The organism is Pontibacter saemangeumensis, from assembly GCF_039541895.1.
Lineage (GTDB): Bacteria > Bacteroidota > Bacteroidia > Cytophagales > Hymenobacteraceae > Pontibacter > Pontibacter saemangeumensis.
This window is the reverse complement of record NZ_BAABHC010000014.1, coordinates 264,340-285,196: the sequence shown is the minus strand read 5'-3', so window position 1 is coordinate 285,196 and position 20,857 is coordinate 264,340. Positions and strand designations below refer to the sequence as shown.

25 protein-coding genes are annotated in these 20,857 nt (G+C 48.6%); all 25 read left to right on the top strand.

What is annotated here, in order from left to right:
- Position 1 precedes the first annotated feature (1 nt).
- Entirely contained in the window at positions 2–694 is a 693-nt protein-coding gene (gene rplA / locus ABD920_RS11825) for a 50S ribosomal protein L1 (RefSeq protein WP_345159232.1), read from the top strand.
- A 4-nt stretch (positions 695–698) separates the two neighbouring features.
- A complete protein-coding gene (gene rplJ, locus ABD920_RS11820; protein WP_345159231.1) occupies positions 699–1,223 on the top strand; it encodes a 50S ribosomal protein L10 in 525 nt (174 codons plus the stop codon).
- 43 nt (positions 1,224–1,266) lie between these two features.
- The gene (rplL, locus tag ABD920_RS11815; protein ID WP_345159230.1) at positions 1,267–1,647 is read left to right on the top strand and encodes a 50S ribosomal protein L7/L12; all 381 of its coding nucleotides are present in this window, start codon (positions 1,267–1,269) and stop codon (positions 1,645–1,647) included.
- 161 nt (positions 1,648–1,808) lie between these two features.
- Complete coding sequence (rpoB, locus tag ABD920_RS11810; protein WP_345159228.1) at positions 1,809–5,681, top strand: DNA-directed RNA polymerase subunit beta; 3,873 nt, start codon at positions 1,809–1,811, stop codon at positions 5,679–5,681.
- 105 nt (positions 5,682–5,786) lie between these two features.
- Positions 5,787–10,100 (top strand): DNA-directed RNA polymerase subunit beta', encoded by a 4,314-nt coding sequence (gene rpoC, locus ABD920_RS11805; protein WP_345159227.1) that lies wholly within the window; start codon positions 5,787–5,789, stop codon positions 10,098–10,100.
- Between the two features lie 8 nt (positions 10,101–10,108).
- A complete protein-coding gene (locus tag ABD920_RS11800; RefSeq protein WP_345159225.1) occupies positions 10,109–10,426 on the top strand; it encodes a DUF3467 domain-containing protein in 318 nt (105 codons plus the stop codon).
- A 104-nt stretch (positions 10,427–10,530) separates the two neighbouring features.
- Positions 10,531–10,941 (top strand): 30S ribosomal protein S12, encoded by a 411-nt coding sequence (gene rpsL / locus ABD920_RS11795; protein ID WP_345159223.1) that lies wholly within the window; start codon positions 10,531–10,533, stop codon positions 10,939–10,941.
- 19 nt (positions 10,942–10,960) lie between these two features.
- On the top strand, positions 10,961–11,428 hold the full coding sequence (gene rpsG / locus ABD920_RS11790; RefSeq protein ID WP_161889989.1) for a 30S ribosomal protein S7: 468 nt from the start codon (positions 10,961–10,963) through the stop codon (positions 11,426–11,428).
- A gap of 2 nt (positions 11,429–11,430) precedes the next feature.
- Positions 11,431–13,533: an elongation factor G gene (fusA, locus tag ABD920_RS11785; protein ID WP_345159220.1), complete on the top strand. Its 2,103-nt coding sequence runs from the start codon at positions 11,431–11,433 to the stop codon at positions 13,531–13,533.
- A 10-nt stretch (positions 13,534–13,543) separates the two neighbouring features.
- Positions 13,544–13,849: a 30S ribosomal protein S10 gene (rpsJ, locus tag ABD920_RS11780; protein ID WP_007654312.1), complete on the top strand. Its 306-nt coding sequence runs from the start codon at positions 13,544–13,546 to the stop codon at positions 13,847–13,849.
- A gap of 184 nt (positions 13,850–14,033) precedes the next feature.
- Complete coding sequence (gene rplC / locus ABD920_RS11775; RefSeq protein WP_345159215.1) at positions 14,034–14,651, top strand: 50S ribosomal protein L3; 618 nt, start codon at positions 14,034–14,036, stop codon at positions 14,649–14,651.
- Positions 14,652–14,653: 2 nt separating this feature from the next.
- Entirely contained in the window at positions 14,654–15,283 is a 630-nt protein-coding gene (rplD, locus tag ABD920_RS11770) for a 50S ribosomal protein L4 (protein WP_345159214.1), read from the top strand.
- Complete coding sequence (gene rplW, locus ABD920_RS11765) at positions 15,283–15,570, top strand: 50S ribosomal protein L23 (RefSeq protein WP_345159213.1); 288 nt, start codon at positions 15,283–15,285, stop codon at positions 15,568–15,570. Before rplD ends, rplW begins: the two co-directional genes overlap by 1 nt.
- Positions 15,571–15,580: 10 nt before the next feature.
- Positions 15,581–16,408 carry a 50S ribosomal protein L2 gene (rplB, locus tag ABD920_RS11760; RefSeq protein WP_345159212.1) on the top strand — a complete coding sequence of 276 codons (828 nt, stop codon included), beginning with the start codon at positions 15,581–15,583 and terminating at the stop codon, positions 16,406–16,408.
- Positions 16,409–16,687 (top strand): 30S ribosomal protein S19, encoded by a 279-nt coding sequence (rpsS, locus tag ABD920_RS11755; RefSeq protein WP_345159211.1) that lies wholly within the window; start codon positions 16,409–16,411, stop codon positions 16,685–16,687.
- A gap of 2 nt (positions 16,688–16,689) precedes the next feature.
- On the top strand, positions 16,690–17,082 hold the full coding sequence (rplV, locus tag ABD920_RS11750) for a 50S ribosomal protein L22 (RefSeq protein WP_345159210.1): 393 nt from the start codon (positions 16,690–16,692) through the stop codon (positions 17,080–17,082).
- A gap of 3 nt (positions 17,083–17,085) precedes the next feature.
- A complete protein-coding gene (rpsC, locus tag ABD920_RS11745; protein WP_345159209.1) occupies positions 17,086–17,880 on the top strand; it encodes a 30S ribosomal protein S3 in 795 nt (264 codons plus the stop codon).
- Positions 17,881–17,911: 31 nt separating this feature from the next.
- Complete coding sequence (gene rplP, locus ABD920_RS11740) at positions 17,912–18,334, top strand: 50S ribosomal protein L16 (RefSeq protein ID WP_345159208.1); 423 nt, start codon at positions 17,912–17,914, stop codon at positions 18,332–18,334.
- Between the two features lie 3 nt (positions 18,335–18,337).
- On the top strand, positions 18,338–18,538 hold the full coding sequence (gene rpmC, locus ABD920_RS11735; RefSeq protein ID WP_345159206.1) for a 50S ribosomal protein L29: 201 nt from the start codon (positions 18,338–18,340) through the stop codon (positions 18,536–18,538).
- 14 nt (positions 18,539–18,552) lie between these two features.
- Complete coding sequence (rpsQ, locus tag ABD920_RS11730) at positions 18,553–18,810, top strand: 30S ribosomal protein S17 (protein WP_345159205.1); 258 nt, start codon at positions 18,553–18,555, stop codon at positions 18,808–18,810.
- Between the two features lies 1 nt (position 18,811).
- A complete protein-coding gene (gene rplN / locus ABD920_RS11725) occupies positions 18,812–19,180 on the top strand; it encodes a 50S ribosomal protein L14 (protein ID WP_161890001.1) in 369 nt (122 codons plus the stop codon).
- An 18-nt stretch (positions 19,181–19,198) separates the two neighbouring features.
- Complete coding sequence (rplX, locus tag ABD920_RS11720) at positions 19,199–19,522, top strand: 50S ribosomal protein L24 (RefSeq protein ID WP_345159203.1); 324 nt, start codon at positions 19,199–19,201, stop codon at positions 19,520–19,522.
- 1 nt (position 19,523) lies between these two features.
- Positions 19,524–20,078 carry a 50S ribosomal protein L5 gene (rplE, locus tag ABD920_RS11715; protein WP_345159201.1) on the top strand — a complete coding sequence of 185 codons (555 nt, stop codon included), beginning with the start codon at positions 19,524–19,526 and terminating at the stop codon, positions 20,076–20,078.
- Positions 20,079–20,082: 4 nt separating this feature from the next.
- A complete protein-coding gene (rpsN, locus tag ABD920_RS11710) occupies positions 20,083–20,352 on the top strand; it encodes a 30S ribosomal protein S14 (protein WP_345159199.1) in 270 nt (89 codons plus the stop codon).
- Between the two features lie 91 nt (positions 20,353–20,443).
- Entirely contained in the window at positions 20,444–20,842 is a 399-nt protein-coding gene (gene rpsH / locus ABD920_RS11705; protein ID WP_345159198.1) for a 30S ribosomal protein S8, read from the top strand.
- The last annotated feature ends 15 nt before the right edge of the window (positions 20,843–20,857 follow it).

Here is a 20,857-nt window from a genome sequence, read left to right as displayed (position 1 = left end):
AATGGCGAAGATTTCAAAAAAGAGGAAAGCTGCTTTAGAAAAGGCTGACCTGACAAAAGAGTATTCTTTAACAGATGCCGCTTCAGTAGTAAAGGACATTACCTTCACCAAATTTGATGCATCTGTAGACATAGATGTGCGCCTGGGGGTAGATCCCCGCAAGGCAGATCAGATGGTGCGTGGTATCGTTACGCTGCCGCACGGCACAGGTAAGGATGTGAAAGTGCTTGCGCTCGTAACCCCTGACAAAGAGCAGGAAGCGAAGGATGCCGGTGCAGACTTTGTAGGTTTGGATGACTATATCCAGAAAATCGAGAAGGGATGGACAGACGTGGACGTGATCATCACGATGCCTGCCGTAATGGCCAAAGTAGGACGTTTGGGTAGAATCCTGGGACCGCGTAACCTGATGCCAAACCCGAAGTCCGGTACAGTGACGCAGGATGTTGCCAAAGCGGTGAAAGAAGTGAAAGCCGGTAAAATCGACTTCAAAGTCGACAAGTTCGGTATCATCCACACCAGTGTAGGTAAGTCATCTTTCTCTGCTGAGCAGCTGGCTGCAAACGCGGCTGAGGTAATCCAGACGCTGAACCGTTTGAAGCCTGCTTCCGCTAAGGGCACATATATCAGAAGCATTACCATGTCAAGCACGATGAGCCCGGGCGTAATCGTTGACAAGAACGCAACAATCTAATAACATGACCAGGGAAGAAAAAGAGATAATCGTAAATGAACTGAGCGAGAAGTTCGCCAATACGAACTACTTCTACATAACAGATGCTTCTACCATGAGCGTAGCCAGCATCAACCAGTTCAGGAGAATGTGCTTTGACCGCGGTCTTGAGTACAAAGTATACAAGAACACACTCATCCAAAAAGCACTTGAAACGCTTGAGGCTGACACAACTGCACTTGAAGGTGTTTTGAAAGGCGCTTCCGGTATCCTGTTCTCTGCGGAGTCAGGCAATGCCCCTGCAAAACTCATCAAAGATTTCAGAAAGAAAGGCAATACGCTGCCCCTCCTGAAAGGTGCATACATTGATGCAGGTTTATATATAGGCGAAAACCAATTGGAGGCACTCTCTAATGTTAAGTCTAAGGCTGAACTCATCGGTGACATTATCAGTTTACTACAGTCTCCTGCGAAGAACGTTGTTTCTGCGCTTCAGAGCAGCGGTGGTAAGTTGGCCGGTATCCTGAAAACCTTATCGGAAAAAGAATAATCTAAAAACGTAATCAATAAGTAACTTTTAATTTCAATAAAAAATGGCAGATTTGAAAGCATTCGCTGAGCAGTTAGTAAACTTAACTGTTAAGGAAGTTAGTGAACTAGCTACTATTCTGAAGGACGAGTACGGTATCGAGCCAGCTGCTGCAGCCCCAATGATGGTAGCAGGTGGTGGTGGCGCCGAAGCAGGAGCCGCTGCAGAAGAAAAAACTTCTTTTGATGTAGTCCTGAAGGCAGCAGGTGCCTCTAAGTTAGCAGTTGTGAAACTGGTAAAAGAGTTAACTGGTCTTGGTCTGAAAGAAGCGAAAGAATTAGTTGATGGCGCTCCGAAGGCACTGAAAGAAGGTGTATCGAAGGACGAGGCAGACTCACTGAAGAAATCTTTGGAAGAAGCTGGTGCTGAAGTGGAGGTTAAATAATCCCACAACCTCAACATACCGATAACAGGTAGACCTGGCAGTTTCGTCAGGTCTTTTCCTGTTTGTACATGGGTTCAAGTTTTCTTGGATCCTTTTTTTGCCCACAGTTGTTTTGGACTCTGTGTGTATAATATTTGATTACTAACTAAAATTCCAAGGCTTTGGCTAACAATAGAACGACAGAGCGAATTAATTTCGCCTCTATTAATCCGGTCATTGACTATCCTGACTTCTTAGATGTTCAGCTTCAGTCATTTCAGGACTTCTTTCAGTTGGAGACCCCAGCGGAGAATAGGGCTCAGGAAGGTTTGTTCAAGGTATTCGCCGAGAACTTCCCTATATCAGACTCGAGAGAGAACTTCGTGCTGGAGTTTATCGACTACCATATAGACCCTCCTAAATACTCTGTGGATGAAAGCATCGACAGGGGTTTGACATACTCCGTACCGCTTAAAGCAAAGCTTCGCCTGATCTGCAACGATGAGGACAACGAGGACTTTGAGACAATTGAGCAGGAAGTGTTTCTGGGGAACATCCCCTATATGACGGAGAAAGGCTCTTTCGTGATCAATGGCGCCGAGCGTGTCATCGTATCGCAGTTGCACCGGTCTCCGGGTGTGTTCTTTGCACAGAGCAAGCACACAAACGGCACGAAGCTGTATTCTGCCAGGATTATTCCTTTTAAGGGTTCATGGGTAGAGTTTGCAACGGACGTGAACAACGTGATGTACGCGTACATCGACCGTAAGAAGAAATTCCCGGTTACAACGCTGCTGCGCGCTATTGGCTACGGTACGGACAAGGACATCCTGGACCTGTTCGGGCTTTCAGAAGAAGTGCCTGCTGATAAGAAAACACTGAAAGACGCGATCGGAAGAAAGCTTGCTGCACGCGTGCTGAGAACATGGACTGAGGATTTCGTGGACGAGGACACCGGTGAAGTAGTTTCAATTGACCGGAACGAGGTAATCCTTGAGCGTGACTCCGAGATTTCGGCGGATGACATCGATGTTATCGTGGACTCAGGCGTGAAATCCATTATTCTGCACCGCGAGAACGTGAACATCGCTGATTACGCGATCATATATAACACGCTTCAGAAAGACAACTCCAACTCGGAGCAGGAAGCAGTAGAGCAGATCTACCGCCAGCTGCGGAACACAGAGGCACCGGATGTTGAGACAGCCCGTGATATCATCCAGAAGCTGTTCTTCTCTGACAAGCGCTATGACCTGGGCGAAGTTGGCCGTTACAGGATCAACAAAAAGCTTGGTCTTGACACGAACTGGGATGCGAAGGTGCTGACGAACGAGGACATTGTGCTCATCGTGAAGTACCTGATTGGTCTGATCAACTCGAAGGCGGTCGTGGATGACATTGACCACCTGAGCAACCGCCGTGTCAGAACGGTGGGCGAGCAGCTTTACGCACAGTTCGGTGTTGGTCTGGCCCGTATGGCCCGCACCATCAAAGAGCGTATGAACGTGCGCGACAACGAAGACTTCAAGCCGGTTGATTTGATCAACGCGCGCACGCTTTCTTCGGTGATCAACTCGTTCTTCGGCACAAACCAGCTGTCTCAGTTTATGGACCAGACGAACCCGCTGGCTGAAGTGACGCACAAGCGTCGTGTATCAGCTCTGGGGCCAGGCGGTCTGTCAAGAGAGCGTGCCGGTTTCGAGGTACGAGACGTTCACTACACGCACTACGGCCGACTGTGTACTATTGAGACACCGGAAGGTCCGAATATTGGTTTGATTTCTTCGCTGTGTGTACACGCCCGCGTGAACCACATGGGCTTTATCGAGACGCCTTACAGAAAGGTAATTGAAGGTAAAGTAGTAGTAGACGGTACTGTTGAATACCTGACTGCCGAGGAAGAAGACACCCACCACATCGCACAGGCAAACGCCCTGATCGATGACAACGGTAACTTCCTGAACGAGCGTGTGAAAGGCCGTTTTGAAGGTGACTTCCCGGTAGAAGAGCCAGGCACCTATACCTATATGGACGTGGCCCCGAACCAGATTGTATCGGTGGCGGCCTCTATGATTCCATTCCTGGAGCACGATGATGCCAACCGTGCCCTGATGGGTTCGAACATGCAGCGCCAGGCGGTTCCGCTTCTGAAGCCGCAGGCTCCGATTGTAGGTACCGGTCTGGAAAGAAGAGCAGCAATTGACTCAAGAGCACTTGTGATTGCCGAAGGCGAAGGTGTGATTGACTTTGTTGACTCCACCAAGATCGTTGTGAAATATGACCTGAGCGAGGATGAGAAACTTGTTTCCTTCAACGCCGAGTATGTTGACTATAAACTGATCAAGTTCAGGAGAACGAACCAGGATACCTGCATCAACCTCTCCCCAATCGTGAAGAAAGGGCAGCGGGTAACAAAAGGCCAGCCGCTTTGCGAAGGTTATGCCACCAACAACGGTGAACTGGCCCTTGGTCGTAACCTGCAGGTGGCGTTCATGCCATGGCAGGGATATAACTTCGAGGATGCCATCGTTATCTCCGAGAAAGTAGTGCGTGACGATGTGTTCACGTCTATCCACATCGAGGAGTTTGAACTGGAAGTGCGTGAGACGAAGCGCGGTGAGGAGGAATTGACTTCTGAAATCCCGAACGTGAGCGAGGAAGCGGTACGAAACCTGGATGAGAACGGGATAATCCGCATCGGTGCCGAGGTGAAGGAAGGAGACATCCTGATCGGTAAGATCACGCCGAAGGGTGAGACGGACCCGACGCCGGAGGAAAAACTGCTGCGTGCCATCTTTGGAGACAAAGCCGGTGATGTGAAAGACGCCTCGCTTAAGGCGCCGCCCTCACTCAATGGCGTGGTGATCGAGACAAAGCTGTTCTCGCGCCCTAAGAAGGACAAGAACCTGCGGGCTAAGTCTAAGAAAGAGGTAGAAGAGCTGAAGGTAAAGTACAGCAAGGAGCTCATCAACATCAAGAACGTGATGGCTGAGAAACTCGTGGCTTTGCTCGAAGGCAAAACTTCACAGGGAGTAAAACACAAATTCGGTGATGAGATTCTGACGAAAGGATCAAAGTTCTCGAGAAAGAACATCATCGAGGCGCTGTTCCCCGAGAAGAACCCTTACAAGGACGAAAGCAATTACGCTGTTCCGGAAGAAGTGAATATGTTCAAGGACCTGATCCTGGAGAACTGGACAGCTGACGAGAAAACGAACAGCATGCTGGTGGAGCTTGTGAAGAACTACAACAAGCGCCGCAACATCGTATCGGCACACTTCAAGCGTGAGCGTTTCACGCTGGAGGTAGGAGACGAGTTGCCGGCCGGTATTGTGCAGCTTGCCAAAGTATATATAGCCAAGAAGCGCAAGCTGAAAGTGGGTGATAAGATGGCAGGCCGCCACGGTAACAAAGGTGTGGTAGCCAGAATCGTCCGTGAGGAGGACATGCCGTTCCTGGAGGACGGAACCCCGATGGACATCGTGCTGAACCCGCTGGGTGTGCCTTCGAGGATGAACATCGGCCAGATATATGAGACAGTACTTGGATGGGCCGGTCTGAAATTGGGCAGAACATATGCGACGCCGATTTTCGACGGAGCCACGGAAGAGCAGGTTTCTGCTGAACTGGCCGAGGCCGGTCTTCCGGTATTCGGGCGATCTTACCTGTTCGACGGCTTGTCCGGTGACAGATTCGACCAGCCAGTGACAGTGGGAGTGATTTATATGCTGAAACTGGGTCACCTGGTGGATGATAAGATGCACGCCCGTTCCATCGGACCTTACTCACTCATCACGCAGCAGCCATTGGGCGGTAAAGCCCAGTTCGGTGGCCAGCGTTTCGGTGAGATGGAGGTGTGGGCACTGGAGGCATTCGGTGCTTCAAACGTACTGCAGGAAATACTTACAGTAAAGTCAGATGACGTGATTGGCCGCGCGAAAGCCTACGAGGCAATCGTGAAGGGCGACGTGTTGCCAAAGCCAAATATCCCGGAATCGTTCAACGTATTGATTCACGAACTAAGAGGTCTGGCGCTGGAAATCACGCTGGAGTAATAAAGTAAGAGCTAAGCGCGGAGGCAGAAGCCGAAGCGCTTAGCGCACTTTAAGCTGGTGTAGCTGTAATGCAAATTCATTGTACTGACATTATTATAATATAATATGGCATTTGCGAAAAATAAAAAGCTTTCTCAGGACTTCTCAAAAGTAACGATCTCTTTGGCTTCCCCGGAATCCATTCTGGAGCGTTCCAACGGAGAGGTGACAAAGCCTGAGACCATTAACTATAGAACTTACAAGCCGGAAATGGGCGGTTTATTCTGCGAGAGAATATTCGGACCTGTGAAGGATTGGGAATGCCACTGCGGAAAATATAAGAGAATCAGATATAAGGGCATCATCTGCGACCGTTGTGGCGTGGAGGTGACCGAGAAAAAAGTGCGCCGCGAGCGCATGGGCCATATCGAGCTGGTGGTTCCGGTGGCGCATATCTGGTACTTCAAATCACTTCCGAACAAAATTGGATATCTGCTGGGCCTGCCAACCAAGAAGCTCGACCAGATTATCTATTACGAACGATATGCAGTAATCCAGCCTGGTATTCTGGCAGAAGACGGTGTGAACACACTGGACTTCCTGACCGAGGATGAGTACCTGGATATGATTGACAAGCTTCCGCGCGAGAACCAGGTGTTGGATAACAACGACCCGAACAAGTTCATTGCGAAGATGGGGGCCGAGGCGCTGCAAATGCTGCTGGAGCGCACTAATTTAGATGACCTGTCATACGAACTGCGCCATGCCGCCGCACACGAGACCTCACAGCAGCGTAAGGCTGAAGCGTTGAAGCGTTTGCGCGTGGTAGAAGCATTCCGTGATGCTGCAACACGCATTGAGAACAGACCCGAGTGGATGATCATCCGCATGGTGCCTGTTATACCGCCGGAACTTCGTCCGCTTGTTCCGTTGGATGGTGGCCGTTTCGCTACCTCTGACCTGAACGACCTGTACCGACGCGTAATTATCCGGAACAACCGTCTGAAGCGTCTGATCGAGATCAAGGCCCCTGAAGTAATTCTCCGTAACGAGAAGCGCATGCTGCAGGAAGCGGTGGATTCCCTGTTCGACAACTCACGTAAAGTGAACGCTGTCCGTGCAGAAGGAAACCGTGCGCTGAAGTCACTTTCTGATATGCTGAAAGGTAAGCAGGGGCGTTTCCGTCAGAACCTGCTCGGTAAGCGTGTGGACTACTCCGGCCGTTCGGTGATTGTGGTTGGCCCTGAGCTGAAGCTGCACGAGTGTGGCCTGCCGAAGAACATGGCAGCCGAGCTCTTCAAGCCATTCATCATCCGCAAATTGATCGAAAGAGGCATCGTGAAAACGGTGAAGTCCGCGAAGAAAATAGTAGACCGCAAGGACCCGGTTGTTTGGGATATCCTGGAGAATGTGCTGAAAGGCCACCCGGTACTCCTGAACCGCGCCCCTACGCTCCACCGATTGGGTATCCAGGCATTCCAGCCAAAACTGATCGAGGGAAAAGCGATTCAGCTGCACCCACTTGTGTGTACAGCCTTCAACGCTGACTTTGACGGTGACCAGATGGCGGTGCACGTTCCACTGGGACCTGCTGCTGTACTGGAAGCCTCGATGCTGATGCTGGCGTCGCACAACATCCTGAACCCGGCGAACGGTGCCCCGATTGCGGTGCCTTCTCAGGACATGGTACTTGGTTTATACTACGTGTCCAAAGGAAAGCGCAGCACAGAGAATGAGAAGATACCAGGGGAAGGCATGAGCTTCTACTCTCCGGAGGAAGTGATCATTGCCATCAACGAAGGGCGTCTTTCGAAGCAGGCCTATATAAAAGTAAGAACAACTATCCGAAACGAGCAGGGCGACCTGGTGAACAAATCCATTGAGACTGTAGCCGGCCGCGTGATATTCAACCAGTTTGTACCGGAGGAAGTGGGGTATATAGATGAACTGTTGACGAAGAAAAAGCTGCAGCAGATCATCTCCCGCGTGTTCAAGGAAACAGGTATGGCGCGTGCCGCCCAGTTCCTGGACGATATCAAAACCTTGGGCTTCCAGTCTGCCTACAAAGGTGGTCTTTCCATGGGTCTGGGTGACATCCAGATACCAAAAGAGAAGGATATCCTGGTAGCGCAGGCCAAGAAGGATGTGGATGCTGTATGGCAGAACTACTCTATGGGTCTGATCACGGACAATGAGCGCTACAATCAGGTTATCGATATATGGACGCGTATCAACAACCAGATCACGGAAACGTTGATGCGCCGCCTGGAGAACGACGACCAGGGCTTTAACTCCATCTTCATGATGATGCACTCCGGAGCCCGTGGTTCCAGAGAGCAGATCCGTCAGTTGGGTGGTATGCGAGGTCTGATGGCGAAGCCGCAGAAGTCACTGCAAGGCTCCGTAGGTGAGATTATCGAGAACCCGATCCTTTCTAATTTTAAGGAAGGTCTGGATGTAATCGAGTACTTTATCTCGACACACGGTGCCCGTAAAGGTCTTGCTGATACGGCCCTTAAAACGGCTGATGCCGGTTACCTGACCCGACGTCTGGTAGACGTGTCGCAGGACGTAATCGTGAACGAGACGGATTGCGGTACGCTGCGAGGGCTGGAAGTAAGTGCACTGAAAGACAACGAGGATATCGTAGAGTCGCTGTCAGAGCGTATTCTGGGCCGTGTAACGGTGCATGATGTATATGACCCGATTTCCAATGCGCTACTAGCAGAGTCAGGAGCGGAGATCACAGAAGAAATAGCACGTGCCATCGAGGAAACAGCCATTGAGTTTGTGGAGATCCGCTCGGTACTGACGTGTGAGTCCAAGCGCGGAATCTGCGCCAAGTGCTACGGCCGTAACCTGGCAACAGGCTTTATGGTGCAGAAAGGGGAGGCTGTCGGTGTAATTGCCGCACAGTCCATCGGTGAGCCGGGAACACAGCTGACACTCCGCACCTTCCACGTGGGTGGTACAGCGTCTAACATTGCGGTAGATGCCACCATCCTTGCCAAGTTCGGCGGTAAGATCGAATTCGAGGATGTACGCTCGCTGGACACGGTGAACAACGAAGGAGAGCCGGTGAAAGTAGTGATGGGTCGCTCAGGCGAAGTAAGGGTTGTAGACCCGAACACAGGCAAGCTACTCATCAGCAACCACGTTCCTTACGGCTCGTTCCTGCACGTAAACGACGGGCAGATGGTAGAGAAAGGCGCGCAGCTCTGTAACTGGGATCCATATAATGCGGTGATCCTTTCTGAGTTTGACGGTGAAATCGCGTACGAGGCCATTATTGAAGGCATCACGTACCGCGAGGAGTCGGATGAGCAGACGGGCTACCGTGAAAAGGTAATCATCGACACCAAAGACAAGACGCAGAACCCCGCTATCCTGGTGAATCCGAAGAACGGTGAGCCGAAAGGCTATAACATTCCGGTAGGAGCACACTTAACAGTGGAGAACGGCGAGAAGATCAAAGCTGGACAGATCCTGGTGAAGATCCCGCGCGCCATTGGCAAGACGCGTGACATCACGGGTGGTCTGCCGCGTGTGACGGAGCTGTTCGAGGCGCGTAACCCGTCTAACCCTGCCGTTGTGTCTGAGATTGACGGGGTGGTAACCTATGGTAGCGTGAAGCGCGGTAACCGTGAAATCTACATTGAGTCGAAAGACGGGGTGAAGAAGAAATACATGGTGCCGCTTTCCAAGCACATCCTCGTGCAGGACAATGACTTCGTGCGTGCGGGTATGCCGCTGTCGGATGGCGCGATCACGCCGTCAGACATCCTGAATATTCAGGGACCGGGTGCCGTTCAGGAATACCTGGTGAATGAGATACAGGAAGTATACCGTCTGCAAGGTGTGAAGATCAACGACAAGCACATTGAAGTTGTGGTTCGCCAGATGATGCAGAAGGTGATCGTAGTGGATGCGGGAGATACCAGCTTCCTGGAAAACCAGGTGGTGGATAAGATTGCATTCATGGAAGAGAACGACCGCATCATCGATATGAAAGTGGTGGAAGAATCCGGTGACTCTGCAAGCCTGAAGCCAGGACAGATCGTAACGGCCAGAAGGCTGCGTGACGAGAACTCCAGCCTGAAGCGCCGCGACCTGAAAGTGGTGACCGTGCGCGATGCATCACCGTCCGTGTCAAGGCCAACGCTGCAGGGTATTACGCAGGCTTCCCTGGGTACGCAAAGCTTTATCTCCGCGGCCTCCTTCCAGGAAACGACGAAGGTGCTGAGCGAAGCGGCTATCAAAGGAAAAGCAGACGAACTGCTGGGTCTGAAAGAAAACGTGATTGTGGGCCACCTGATCCCTGCCGGTACTGGACTGAGAGAATACCAGAAACTGATAGTGGGCAGCCAGGAGGAGTACGATGCGTTGGTAGACTCTAAAAAAGCGACTACCAAGCGACAGCAGGAGTTACAAAACAGATAAATTGAAAAATGGCAGAGGATCAGCAAAAACAAAATCAGATAAGCATTGAGTTGTCGGAAGAAGTAGCGGAGGGCGAATACGCCAACCTGGCTATGATTGCGCACTCCAGCAGCGAATTTGTAATTGATTTTATAAGGTTGATGCCAGGTTTGCCAAAAGCAAAAGTCAAGTCAAGAGTCGTTATCACGCCAGAGCACGCCAAAAGGTTATTGGTGGCTCTGGCCGATAACGTCAAAAAGTTTGAAGACAGCTTTGGCGAGATAAAGCATGCACAGGAGGCCCCGTCCTTCCCGATGAACTTCGGGGGAACGGTAGGGGAAGCCTAAGGTGCTAATAATTAATGAATTAAAATTTTGAATTTGCAAGTGTATTTATATACCTTTGCAGTCCGAATTTTTGAGTAGAAAAATCTATAATTAACAGATTGTAAATGCCTACTATACAGCAATTAGTAAGAAAGGGAAGAGAGAAATTAACGTCAAAATCAAAATCTCCTGCCCTAGATTCATGCCCACAGCGTCGTGGGGTATGTACAAGAGTATATACCACAACGCCTAAGAAGCCAAACTCTGCCATGCGTAAAGTTGCCAGGGTAAGATTAACGAACGGTAAAGAAGTCAACGCCTATATCCCGGGTGAAGGCCACAACCTGCAGGAGCACTCCATCGTGCTGATCAGGGGAGGCCGAGTGAAAGACCTTCCGGGAGTGCGTTACCACATCGTGCGTGGTGCGTTGGACACTGCCGGTGTTAGCGGGCGTCTTCAGTCACGTTCTAAGTACGGTGCGAAGAGACCTAAACCAGGACAGGCTCCAGCCGCTACAAAAGGTAAAAAGAAATAATCCATAGTGTACTAATACAATGAGAAAAGCAAAGCCGAAAAGTAGAATACTCCTTCCTGATCCTAAATATAAAGAGACATTGGTAACACGTTTCGTTAACTACATGATGGAAGACGGAAAGAAAAGTGTTGCCTATGGTATCTTCTATGATGCTGTAGAAATAGTAGAGTCAAGAACAAAAGAAAACGGTCTTGAGATGTGGAAGAAGGCGTTGAACAACGTCATGCCAAGCGTCGAAGTGAAAAGCCGTAGGGTAGGAGGTGCTACATTCCAAGTGCCGACTGAGGTTCGTCCGGACCGCAGAGTATCTCTAGGTATCAAATGGATGATATCTTATGCTCGCAAGAGAGGTGAGAAAACGATGAAAGACAGATTAGCAGGAGAGATTGTTGCTGCTGCTAAAGGGGAAGGTGCCGCCGTTAAGAAGAAAGACGACACGCACAGAATGGCAGAAGCGAACAAAGCGTTCTCACACTTTAGATTCTAAGAATGGCAAGAGACTTAAGATACACACGAAATATTGGTATTGCTGCACACATTGATGCAGGAAAAACCACTACGACAGAGCGTATATTATATTATGCAGGCGTAAGCCACAAGATTGGTGAAGTTCATGATGGCGCTGCAACCATGGACTGGATGGAGCAGGAGCAGGAGCGTGGTATTACCATCACTTCTGCGGCTACAACCGTAACATGGCCATACAGAGGCAACAGTTACCACATCAACATCATCGACACGCCGGGCCACGTTGACTTTACAGTGGAGGTAAACCGCTCGCTGCGCGTGTTGGACGGACTTGTGTTCCTGTTCAGTGCGGTAGACGGTGTAGAGCCACAGTCAGAGACAAACTGGCGCCTGGCTGACAACTACAAAGTTGCCCGTATCGGATTCGTTAACAAGATGGACCGTTCCGGCGCTGACTTCCTGGCAGTATGTAAGCAGGTAAAGGAAATGCTGGGCAGCAACGCCGTAGCGCTTCAGTTACCTATTGGAGGGGAAGACAACTTCAAAGGAGTGGTTGACCTGGTGAACAACCGTGGTATTATCTGGAATGAGGAAGATAAGGGCATGACCTTTACCGAGATTCCGATCCCGGATGACATGGTAGAAGAAGCTGCTGAATACAGGGAGAAACTTCTGGAAGCCGTTGCAGACTACGATGAGAAACTGATGGAGAAGTACTTCGAAGATCCGGAGTCAATCACTGAAGACGAGATCATCGCTGCCCTGCGTGCCGCTACCATAGATATGGCCATTGTGCCGATGCTGTGTGGCTCATCTTTCAAGAACAAAGGGGTGCAGACCATGCTGGATTATGTGATGGCGCTTTGCCCTTCTCCGATGGACAAGGAAAGCATCAAAGGCATTAACCCGGACACAGGTGCTGAAGTAGCACGCAAGCCAAGTGAAACGGAGCCGTTTGCAGGTCTTGCCTTTAAAATCGCAACTGACCCTTACGTAGGGCGCCTTTGCTTTGTGCGCGCCTATTCAGGTGTGCTGGAGTCAGGATCCTATATATATAACACCCGCTCCGGGAACAAGGAGCGTATCTCCCGTATCTTCCAGATGCATGCGAACAAGCAGAACCAGATCGACAGACTGGCAGCTGGTGATATCGCGGCGGTAGTAGGTTTCAAGGACATCAAAACCGGAGACACACTATGCGATCAAAGCCATAAGATCGTGTTTGAATCCATGGACTTCCCAGAGCCGGTAATTGGATATGCGATTGAGCCTAAGACACAGGCTGACTCTGACAAGATGGGTATGGCGATAGCCAAACTGATCGAGGAAGACCCTACGCTGAAGGTAAACACAGATGAGGAAACAGGTCAGACTATTCTGAGAGGAATGGGCGAACTTCACCTGGAGATCATCATCGACCGGATGAAGCGCGAGTTTAAGGTTGAGTTGAACCAGGGTGCTCCGCAGGTAGCATACAAAGAGACCATCACGAAGACGGTAGAGCACAGAGAGGTGTTCAAGAAGCAGTCAGGTGGTCGTGGTAAGTTTGCCGACATCGTGTTCAACATGGGCCCGCGTGAGGATGGCAAGCAAGGACTTGAGTTTGAGAACGCAATTGTAGGTGGTGTGATTCCTAAGGAATTCATACCTGCGATACAGAAAGGATTTGAAGAAGCGATGAAGAACGGTATTCTTGCCGGCTTCCCGATCGACTCCATGAAAGTGCGCGTATTCCATGGCTCATTCCACGATGTGGACTCTGATGCACTGTCTTTTGAACTGGCAGCACGGCAAGGTTTCAAAGAAGCAGGAAAGCAGTGCGCTCCTAAGCTTCTCGAGCCAATCATGTCAGTAGACGTGGTGACGCCGGATGAGTACACAGGACCGGTGACAGGTGACTTGAACAGAAGAAGAGGCCTGATGAAAGGAATGGACACGAAAGGCACTGCAAGTGTGGTGCGAGCTGACGTGCCGCTTTCTGAACTGTTCGGTTACGTGACGGACCTTCGTACGATTACTTCTGGTAGAGCTACAGCTTCTCTTACTTTCTCTCATTATGAGCAAGTACCGCAGAACTTAGCAGACGCTATCATTGCCAAATTAAAAGGAACTGCAGCTAAATAGTAGTAAAATAATGAATCAGAAAATAAGAATAAAGCTTAAGTCTTACGATCACAACCTGGTTGACAAATCTTCTGAGAAGATTGTTAAAGCTGTAAAAGCTACCGGTGCCATTGTAAGCGGACCAATTCCTCTTCCTACAGAAAAGGACAAATTCACTGTACTGCGCTCACCACACGTGAACAAGAAGTCGCGTGAGCAGTTCCAACTTTGCACTTACAAGCGCCTGGTAGATATATACTCTACAAGCTCTAAGACAGTAGATGCCCTGATGAAACTGGAGTTGCCAAGTGGCGTGGATGTAGAGATCAAAGTTTGATAAATTACAGAACTATATAAAAAAAGAGAACCGGGAAACTAGTTCTCTTTTTTTATAACTGCATGATTCATAAATAATTTAGATGAATGTTATTGAAACAAAAAATTATTTTATAACTTTGCACTCCCTTAGAAAACTGAGGGCAAACCATATATTATAATCCATCTTTTAAAAAACAAGTTGAATGCCTGGAATTATCGGTAAAAAAATCGGAATGACAAGCCTCTTCACAGCAGATGGTAAATACACGCCAGTAACGGTTATTCAGGCCGGCCCATGTGTAGTTACTCAAGTGAAGACAGTCGAAACTGATGGCTACGAAGCTGTACAGCTTGGCTATGGCGAGAAGAAGCTGAAGAGAGTAACGATGGCAGAAGCCGGACATTACAAGAAAGCGAATACGGCTCCGAAGAAAAAAGTAGCTGAGTTTAACACGGAAGGAATCTCTGTTAATCTGGGAGACACCATCGATGTAAATCTATTCATAGAGGGTGAGTTCGTGGACGTAGTTGGGACCTCAAAAGGCAAGGGTTTCCAGGGCGTTGTGAAGCGCCATAACTTTGCCGGTGTTGGTGGCCAGACGCACGGTCAGCACAACAGGGCAAGGCACCCAGGATCCATCGGAGCATGCTCATGGCCATCCAGGGTATTCAAAGGGATGCGCATGGCTGGCAGAATGGGCGGTAACCGTGTTAAGATCGAGAACTTGACGGTATTGCGCATTGTGGCGGACAGGAACCTATTGGTTGTTAGTGGCTCTGTACCAGGTGCCAAAAATTCTTACGTGTTAATTGAGAAATAAAAATGGAGCTTTCTGTATTAAATATCAAAGGTGAGGATACAGGCAGAAAGGTAACACTTTCTGATGCTGTGTTTGGTTTAGAGCCGAACGAGCATGCAATGTATCTTGACGTGAAGCAGTACCTGGCTAACCAGAGACAGGGAACGCATAAATCAAAAGAGCGCAACGAAGTAGCGGGATCTACCAAGAAGATCAAGAAGCAAAAAGGTACAGGCGGTGCCCGGGCCGGATCAATTAAGTCACCTTTGTTTGTAGGTGGTGGTCGTGTGTTCGGACCCAAGCCAAGGAACTACAGCTTTAAGCTGAACAAGAAGCTTAAGAGAACAGCCCGCCTTTCTGCCCTGTCTTTGCTGGCACGCGACAACCGTGTAGCCCTTGTGGAAGCCTTCAACCTGGATGCGCCTAAGACAAGTGCATTCAAGGGTATCCTGAATAACCTGCAGGTAACGGGCAAAACCCTTATCCTGCTGCCGGCAGCTGATAAGAACGTTGTTCTTTCCGGCCGTAACCTGCCGAAAGTGAAAATCTCTACTGCAAGCGATGTAAATACATATGACCTGTTGAACACAGAGAAACTGTTGCTGGTAGAAGAGTCAGTAAATGTATTAGAAACCCTCTTTAGCGCGAAATAATGAACGTTCTGAAAAGACCAATTATCACTGAAAAATTTGCTGCCCTGAACGAGGTTGGCAAATATGCTTTTGAGGTAAACAAAAACGCCAATAAAGTAGAGATCAGAAAGCAGATCGAGAAGCAGTACGGCGTAACAGTGGAGAAAGTAGCCACCATGCGCTCACTCGGAAAAGTGAAGACTAAGTACACAAAGTCAGGCGCTGTTTCCGGTCGTACTTCTCTGATCAAGAAAGCAATTGTGACCCTAAAAGAGGGTGACGTTATAGACTTTTACAGCGGTATATAATTAAGTTAAAATGGCTTTAAAAAAGTTAAGACCAACAACACCAGGTCAAAGATTTAGAGTAGCCCCGGCCTTCGATGAGATAACGGCATCTACCCCAGAAAAATCTTTGTTGGCACCTATCAAAAAATCTGGTGGACGCAACGACTCAGGTAAAATGACCATGCGCTATACTGGCGGTGGGCACAAGAAGAAATACCGGGTTATCGATTTCAAGCGTACCAAGTTTGGCGTACCGGCCACAGTTAAGACGATCGAGTACGATCCGAACAGAACTGCCCGTATCGCCCTGCTGCATTACGTTGACGGCGAGAAAGCATATATCATTGCTCCCGCCGGATTGCAAGTAGGCACTGTGGTTACCTCAGGCCCGGGCGTAGCCCCAGAGGTTGGTAACTGCCTACCTTTATCTGATATTCCTCTTGGTACTATCATTCACAACATCGAGCTACAGCCTGGTGCAGGTGCAATCCTAGCCCGCAGCGCAGGATCTTATGCGCAGCTGGTAGCCCGTGAAGGTCGTTACGCTACAATCAAACTTCCTTCAGGCGAGTTGAGAATGGTATTAGTGAATTGTTCAGCTACAGTTGGTACTGTTTCGAATGCTGACCATATGAACGTGAATCTTGGAAAAGCCGGACGCAACAGATGGTTAGGCAAGCGCCCACGCGTACGTGGTGTTGCCATGAACCCTGTCGATCACCCAATGGGTGGTGGAGAAGGTAAGTCTTCAGGTGGTCACCCACGCTCACGCACAGGTCTGTATTCAAAGGGTTACAAGACCAGAAACAAGAATAAGTATTCTGAACAGCTTATAGTTAACAGAGGAAAGAAGAAATAAATGGCTAGATCATTAAAAAAAGGGCCTTACATTGACTTTAGGCTCGAGAAGAAAGTGACTGTAATGAATGACGCCGGCAAAAAGTCTGTTATCAAGACTTGGTCGCGCAGATCGATGATTTCCCCGGACTTCGTAGGTCATACCTTCGCAGTACACAATGGCAATAAATTTATTCCGGTATATGTGACGGAGAACATGGTAGGGCACAAGCTCGGTGAGTTTGCCCCAACCAGAAACTTCAGAGGTCACGTTGCTAAAAAAGATAAAGGCAAGCGATAACCATGGAAGCAGTAGCAAAACTAAATAACGTGCCTACTTCTCCTCGTAAAATGAGATTAGTAGCAGGCTTGATCCGTGGCAAGAGCGTATCAAGAGCCCTTAGCTTACTGAAGTTCGAGCCGAACTCCGGTTCTGAGAGACTTGAGAAGCTCCTTTTATCAGCCTTGTCTAACTGGCAGCTGAAGAACGAGGACGCCCGCATCGAAGAGGCTAACCTTTTTGTAAAAGAGATCTTTGTGAACGAAGGCAAAATGCTGAAGCGCCTGCGCCCGGCCCCACAAGGCAGGGGACACCGCATCAGGAAGAGATCGAACCATGTAACGGTGATCATCGACAGCCTGACAGAAGAGCAAATTGAACAGCAATCAAAGAAATCTAAAAAAGCCAGCAAGTAAGATATGGGACAGAAAGTAAATCCAATCGGTTTTCGACTCGGCATTATCAAAGGTTGGGATTCTAACTGGTACGGCGGCAAAGATTTCGCTGAGAAGCTGATCGAGGACGAGAAAATCAGAAAATATATATTAGCGCGTATTCCTAAGGGAGGCATTTCTAAAATCATCATTGAAAGAACGCTAAAGCGCATCACCATCACCGTAAACACTGCCCGACCAGGCGTTGTGATCGGTAAGGGGGGACAGGAAGTAGACAAGATCAAGGAGGAGCTCAAGAAGCTGACGAACAAAGATATTCAGATTAATATCTTTGAGATCAAGCGTCCTGAGCTGGACGCAAAGCTGGTAGGCGAGTCCATCGCACAGCAGTTGCAGGCCCGTATCTCCTTCCGCCGTGCCATGAAGCAGGCAATCGCTTCTGCTCTACGAGTAGGTGCAGAAGGGATCAAGGTCCAGGTTTCAGGTCGCTTAGGCGGTGCTGAAATGGCGAGAACGGAGCATTACAAGGAGGGGAGAACTCCGCTGCACACGCTCCGTGCTGATATCGACTACGCCCTGTCTGAAGCGCAGACTGTATATGGCAAGCTTGGCATCAAGGTGTGGATCTTCAAAGGAGAGGTTTACGGCAAGCGAGACCTTACCCCGAACGCTGGCTTAGAGAGCGGCAAAGGAGGGCCAGGTGGACCACAGGGTGGTGAAAGAGGTGACAGAGGTGACAGACGTGGCGGCAACCGTAAGAAAACGGACGGTGCACCAGGTGCGCCTGGAGGGCCAAAGCGCAACAAGCGCCGTCAGTAATCGATTGTTAACATTATTACGATTTTAGAAAATGTTACAGCCTAAAAGGACTAAATATAGAAAAATGCAAAAAGGCCGCGTGAAGGGTCTGGCTCATAGAGGCAGCACCATTTCATTTGGCTCATTTGCGATAAAATCGCTGGAAGCGACATGGATTACCAGCCGGCAGATTGAGGCCGCCCGTATCGCCATGACAAGAGCTATGAAGCGTGAAGGACAAGTGTGGATCCGCATCTTCCCTGACAAGCCTATCACCAAGAAGCCTGCAGAGGTTCGTATGGGTAAGGGTAAGGGTTCTCCGGAGTATTGGGTAGCCGTGGTGAAGCCAGGCACCATCATGTTCGAATCGGATGGCGTTTCTTTAGAGGTTGCTAAAGAATCGTTGCGATTAGCTGCTCAGAAGCTGCCAGTAAAAACAAAGTTTGTAGTACGTAGAGATTACGTTGAGAAATAGAAAATGAAAAATTCAGATATCAAAGCTTTGTCTTCAGAAGAGCTGAAAGAAAGGCTAAACACTGAGCGCTCCAACATGCAGAATCTACGATTTGCACATGCCATATCTCCGTTGGAGAACCCAATGAAAATCCGTGAGGCCAAGCGTACCATTGCTCGCCTGAATACGGAAATCCGTAGTCGTGAAACTCAAGCTAACTCTTAATTACCTATTAAGTCATGGAAGAGAGAAATCTAAGAAAAGAAAGAAGTGGTAAGGTTGTTAGCAACAAGATGAACAAGTCTATCACGGTATTGGTGGAGAGTAAAATGAAGCACCCGATCTACGGGAAGTTTCTGAACAAATCCAACAAATTTATGGCTCACGACGAGAACAACGATTGCAACATCGGAGACTTTGTTCGCATTCAGGAGACGCGTCCGCTTAGCAAGAATAAGAACTGGCGTTTAGTAGAAATCATAGAAAGAGCGAAATAAGATGATACAGCAGGAATCAAGACTAAGTGTAGCTGATAACAGCGGTGCCAAAGAAGTGCTTTGCATCCGCGTGTTGGGTGGTACTGGTAAGAAATACGCTTCTATCGGAGATAAGATAGTAGTGACTGTGAAATCAGCTCTTTCTTCCGGGAACATAAAAAAAGGGACTGTTTCGAAAGCAGTTATTGTAAGAACAAAGAAAGAGGTTAGAAGAAAAGACGGCTCCTATATCCGTTTTGACGACAATGCAGCCGTTCTTCTAAATGCAAACAATGAGCCGCGCGGTACCCGTATCTTCGGACCTGTGGCCCGCGAACTTCGTGAAAAGCAGTTCATGAAGATTGTTTCGTTAGCACCTGAAGTTCTATAACATATAATTCAGATTAAAATGAATAAGAAAAAACTTCATGTAAAGACTGGCGATACAGTTAAGGTTATTGCCGGAGACGAGCGCGGCAAAACAGGCCGTATTATCGCTGTGAATGCAGAAAAGCAGAGAGTGACTATAGAAGGCCTAAACTTAGTGACAAAACATGCTAAGCCAAGCGCCAAAAACCCACAGGGTGGCATCAGCCAGATAGAAGCTCCGGTACACGTTAGCAATGTCGCTATTGTTGATCCTAAGACAGGCGCAACGACAAAGACTGCTAAAAGAAAGAACAGCGAAGGTAAAACAGAGCGTTACTCTAAAAAGACAGGAGAGGTTATCTAAGATGGCAACTACAAGATTTAAAGAAAAATACGAGAATGAGGTAGTGCCTGCCTTGAAGGAGAAGTTCCAGTACAAGAACATCATGCAGGTGCCTAAACTCACTAAGATCTCCATCAACAAAGGCATCGGTGCTGCCGTGTCCGACAAGAAACTGGTGGATATAGGGGTTGACGAACTTACTACGATTACGGGGCAGAAGGCAGTTTCCACGATTGCCAAAAAGTCAGTGTCGAACTTTAAGCTGCGTGAAGGCATGCCAATAGGCGCGCGTGTAACGTTGCGTGGTGAGAAAATGTACGAGTTCCTGGACCGGTTGGTAACCATTGCCTTGCCGCGTGTGCGCGACTTCAGAGGTATAAATGAGAAAGGCTTTGACGGCCGTGGTAACTATACCCTTGGCATCAAGGAGCAGATCATTTTCCCGGAAATCAGCATCGACAAGATCAAGTCGATCACCGGTATGGACATCACCTTTGTGACTACCGCACAGACAGACGAGGAAAGCTATGAACTGTTGAAAGCTTTCGGCATGCCTTTCGTAAACGACAAGAAATAAGAAAATGGCTAAAGAATCAGTAAAAGCTAGAGAGCTTAAAAGACAGAAGATGGTAGCTAAATACGCTACGAAAAGAGCCGCATTGAAAGCGAACGGAGACTATGAGGGATTAGACAAGTTGCCGCGCAATGCCTCGCCTGTAAGGCTGCATAACCGTTGCAAGCTTTCCGGACGCCCGAGAGGATATATGAGGAAATTCGGTATTTCCCGTGTAATGTTCAGAGACCTTGCTTCTGCTGGTAAAATTCCTGGTGTTACAAAGTCAAGCTGGTAATTTTTTTCTTACACTGTAAGAAAAGAAAAAAGATATTCGTATCTTTGCCCCTCGCTTAGATAAAAGCATTCATTATTATATAGTTTCCATAATGAACACAGATCCAATTGCAGATTATTTAACTAGAGTGCGTAACGCTATCAAAGCGAACCATCGGATAGTTGAAATACCGTCTAGCAACATAAAAAAAGAGATTACCAAGGTATTGTACGACAAAGGGTACATCCAGAGTTATAAATTCGATGACGCTGCTGTGCAAGGTACAATCAAGATAGCGCTGAAATACAACCCGAACACAAAGCAGTCTGCTATTGTGAAAATTGACAGGGTGAGTAAGCCAGGGCTGCGCAAATACGTCGGAAGTGAAAACCTGCCCCGAGTTCTTAACGGCTTGGGTGTTGCTATATTGTCAACTTCTAAAGGCGTAATGACAGAGAAGGAAGCCAAGTCGCTGAATATCGGTGGCGAGGTATTATGTTATGTTTATTAATTAGGAGGATAGACA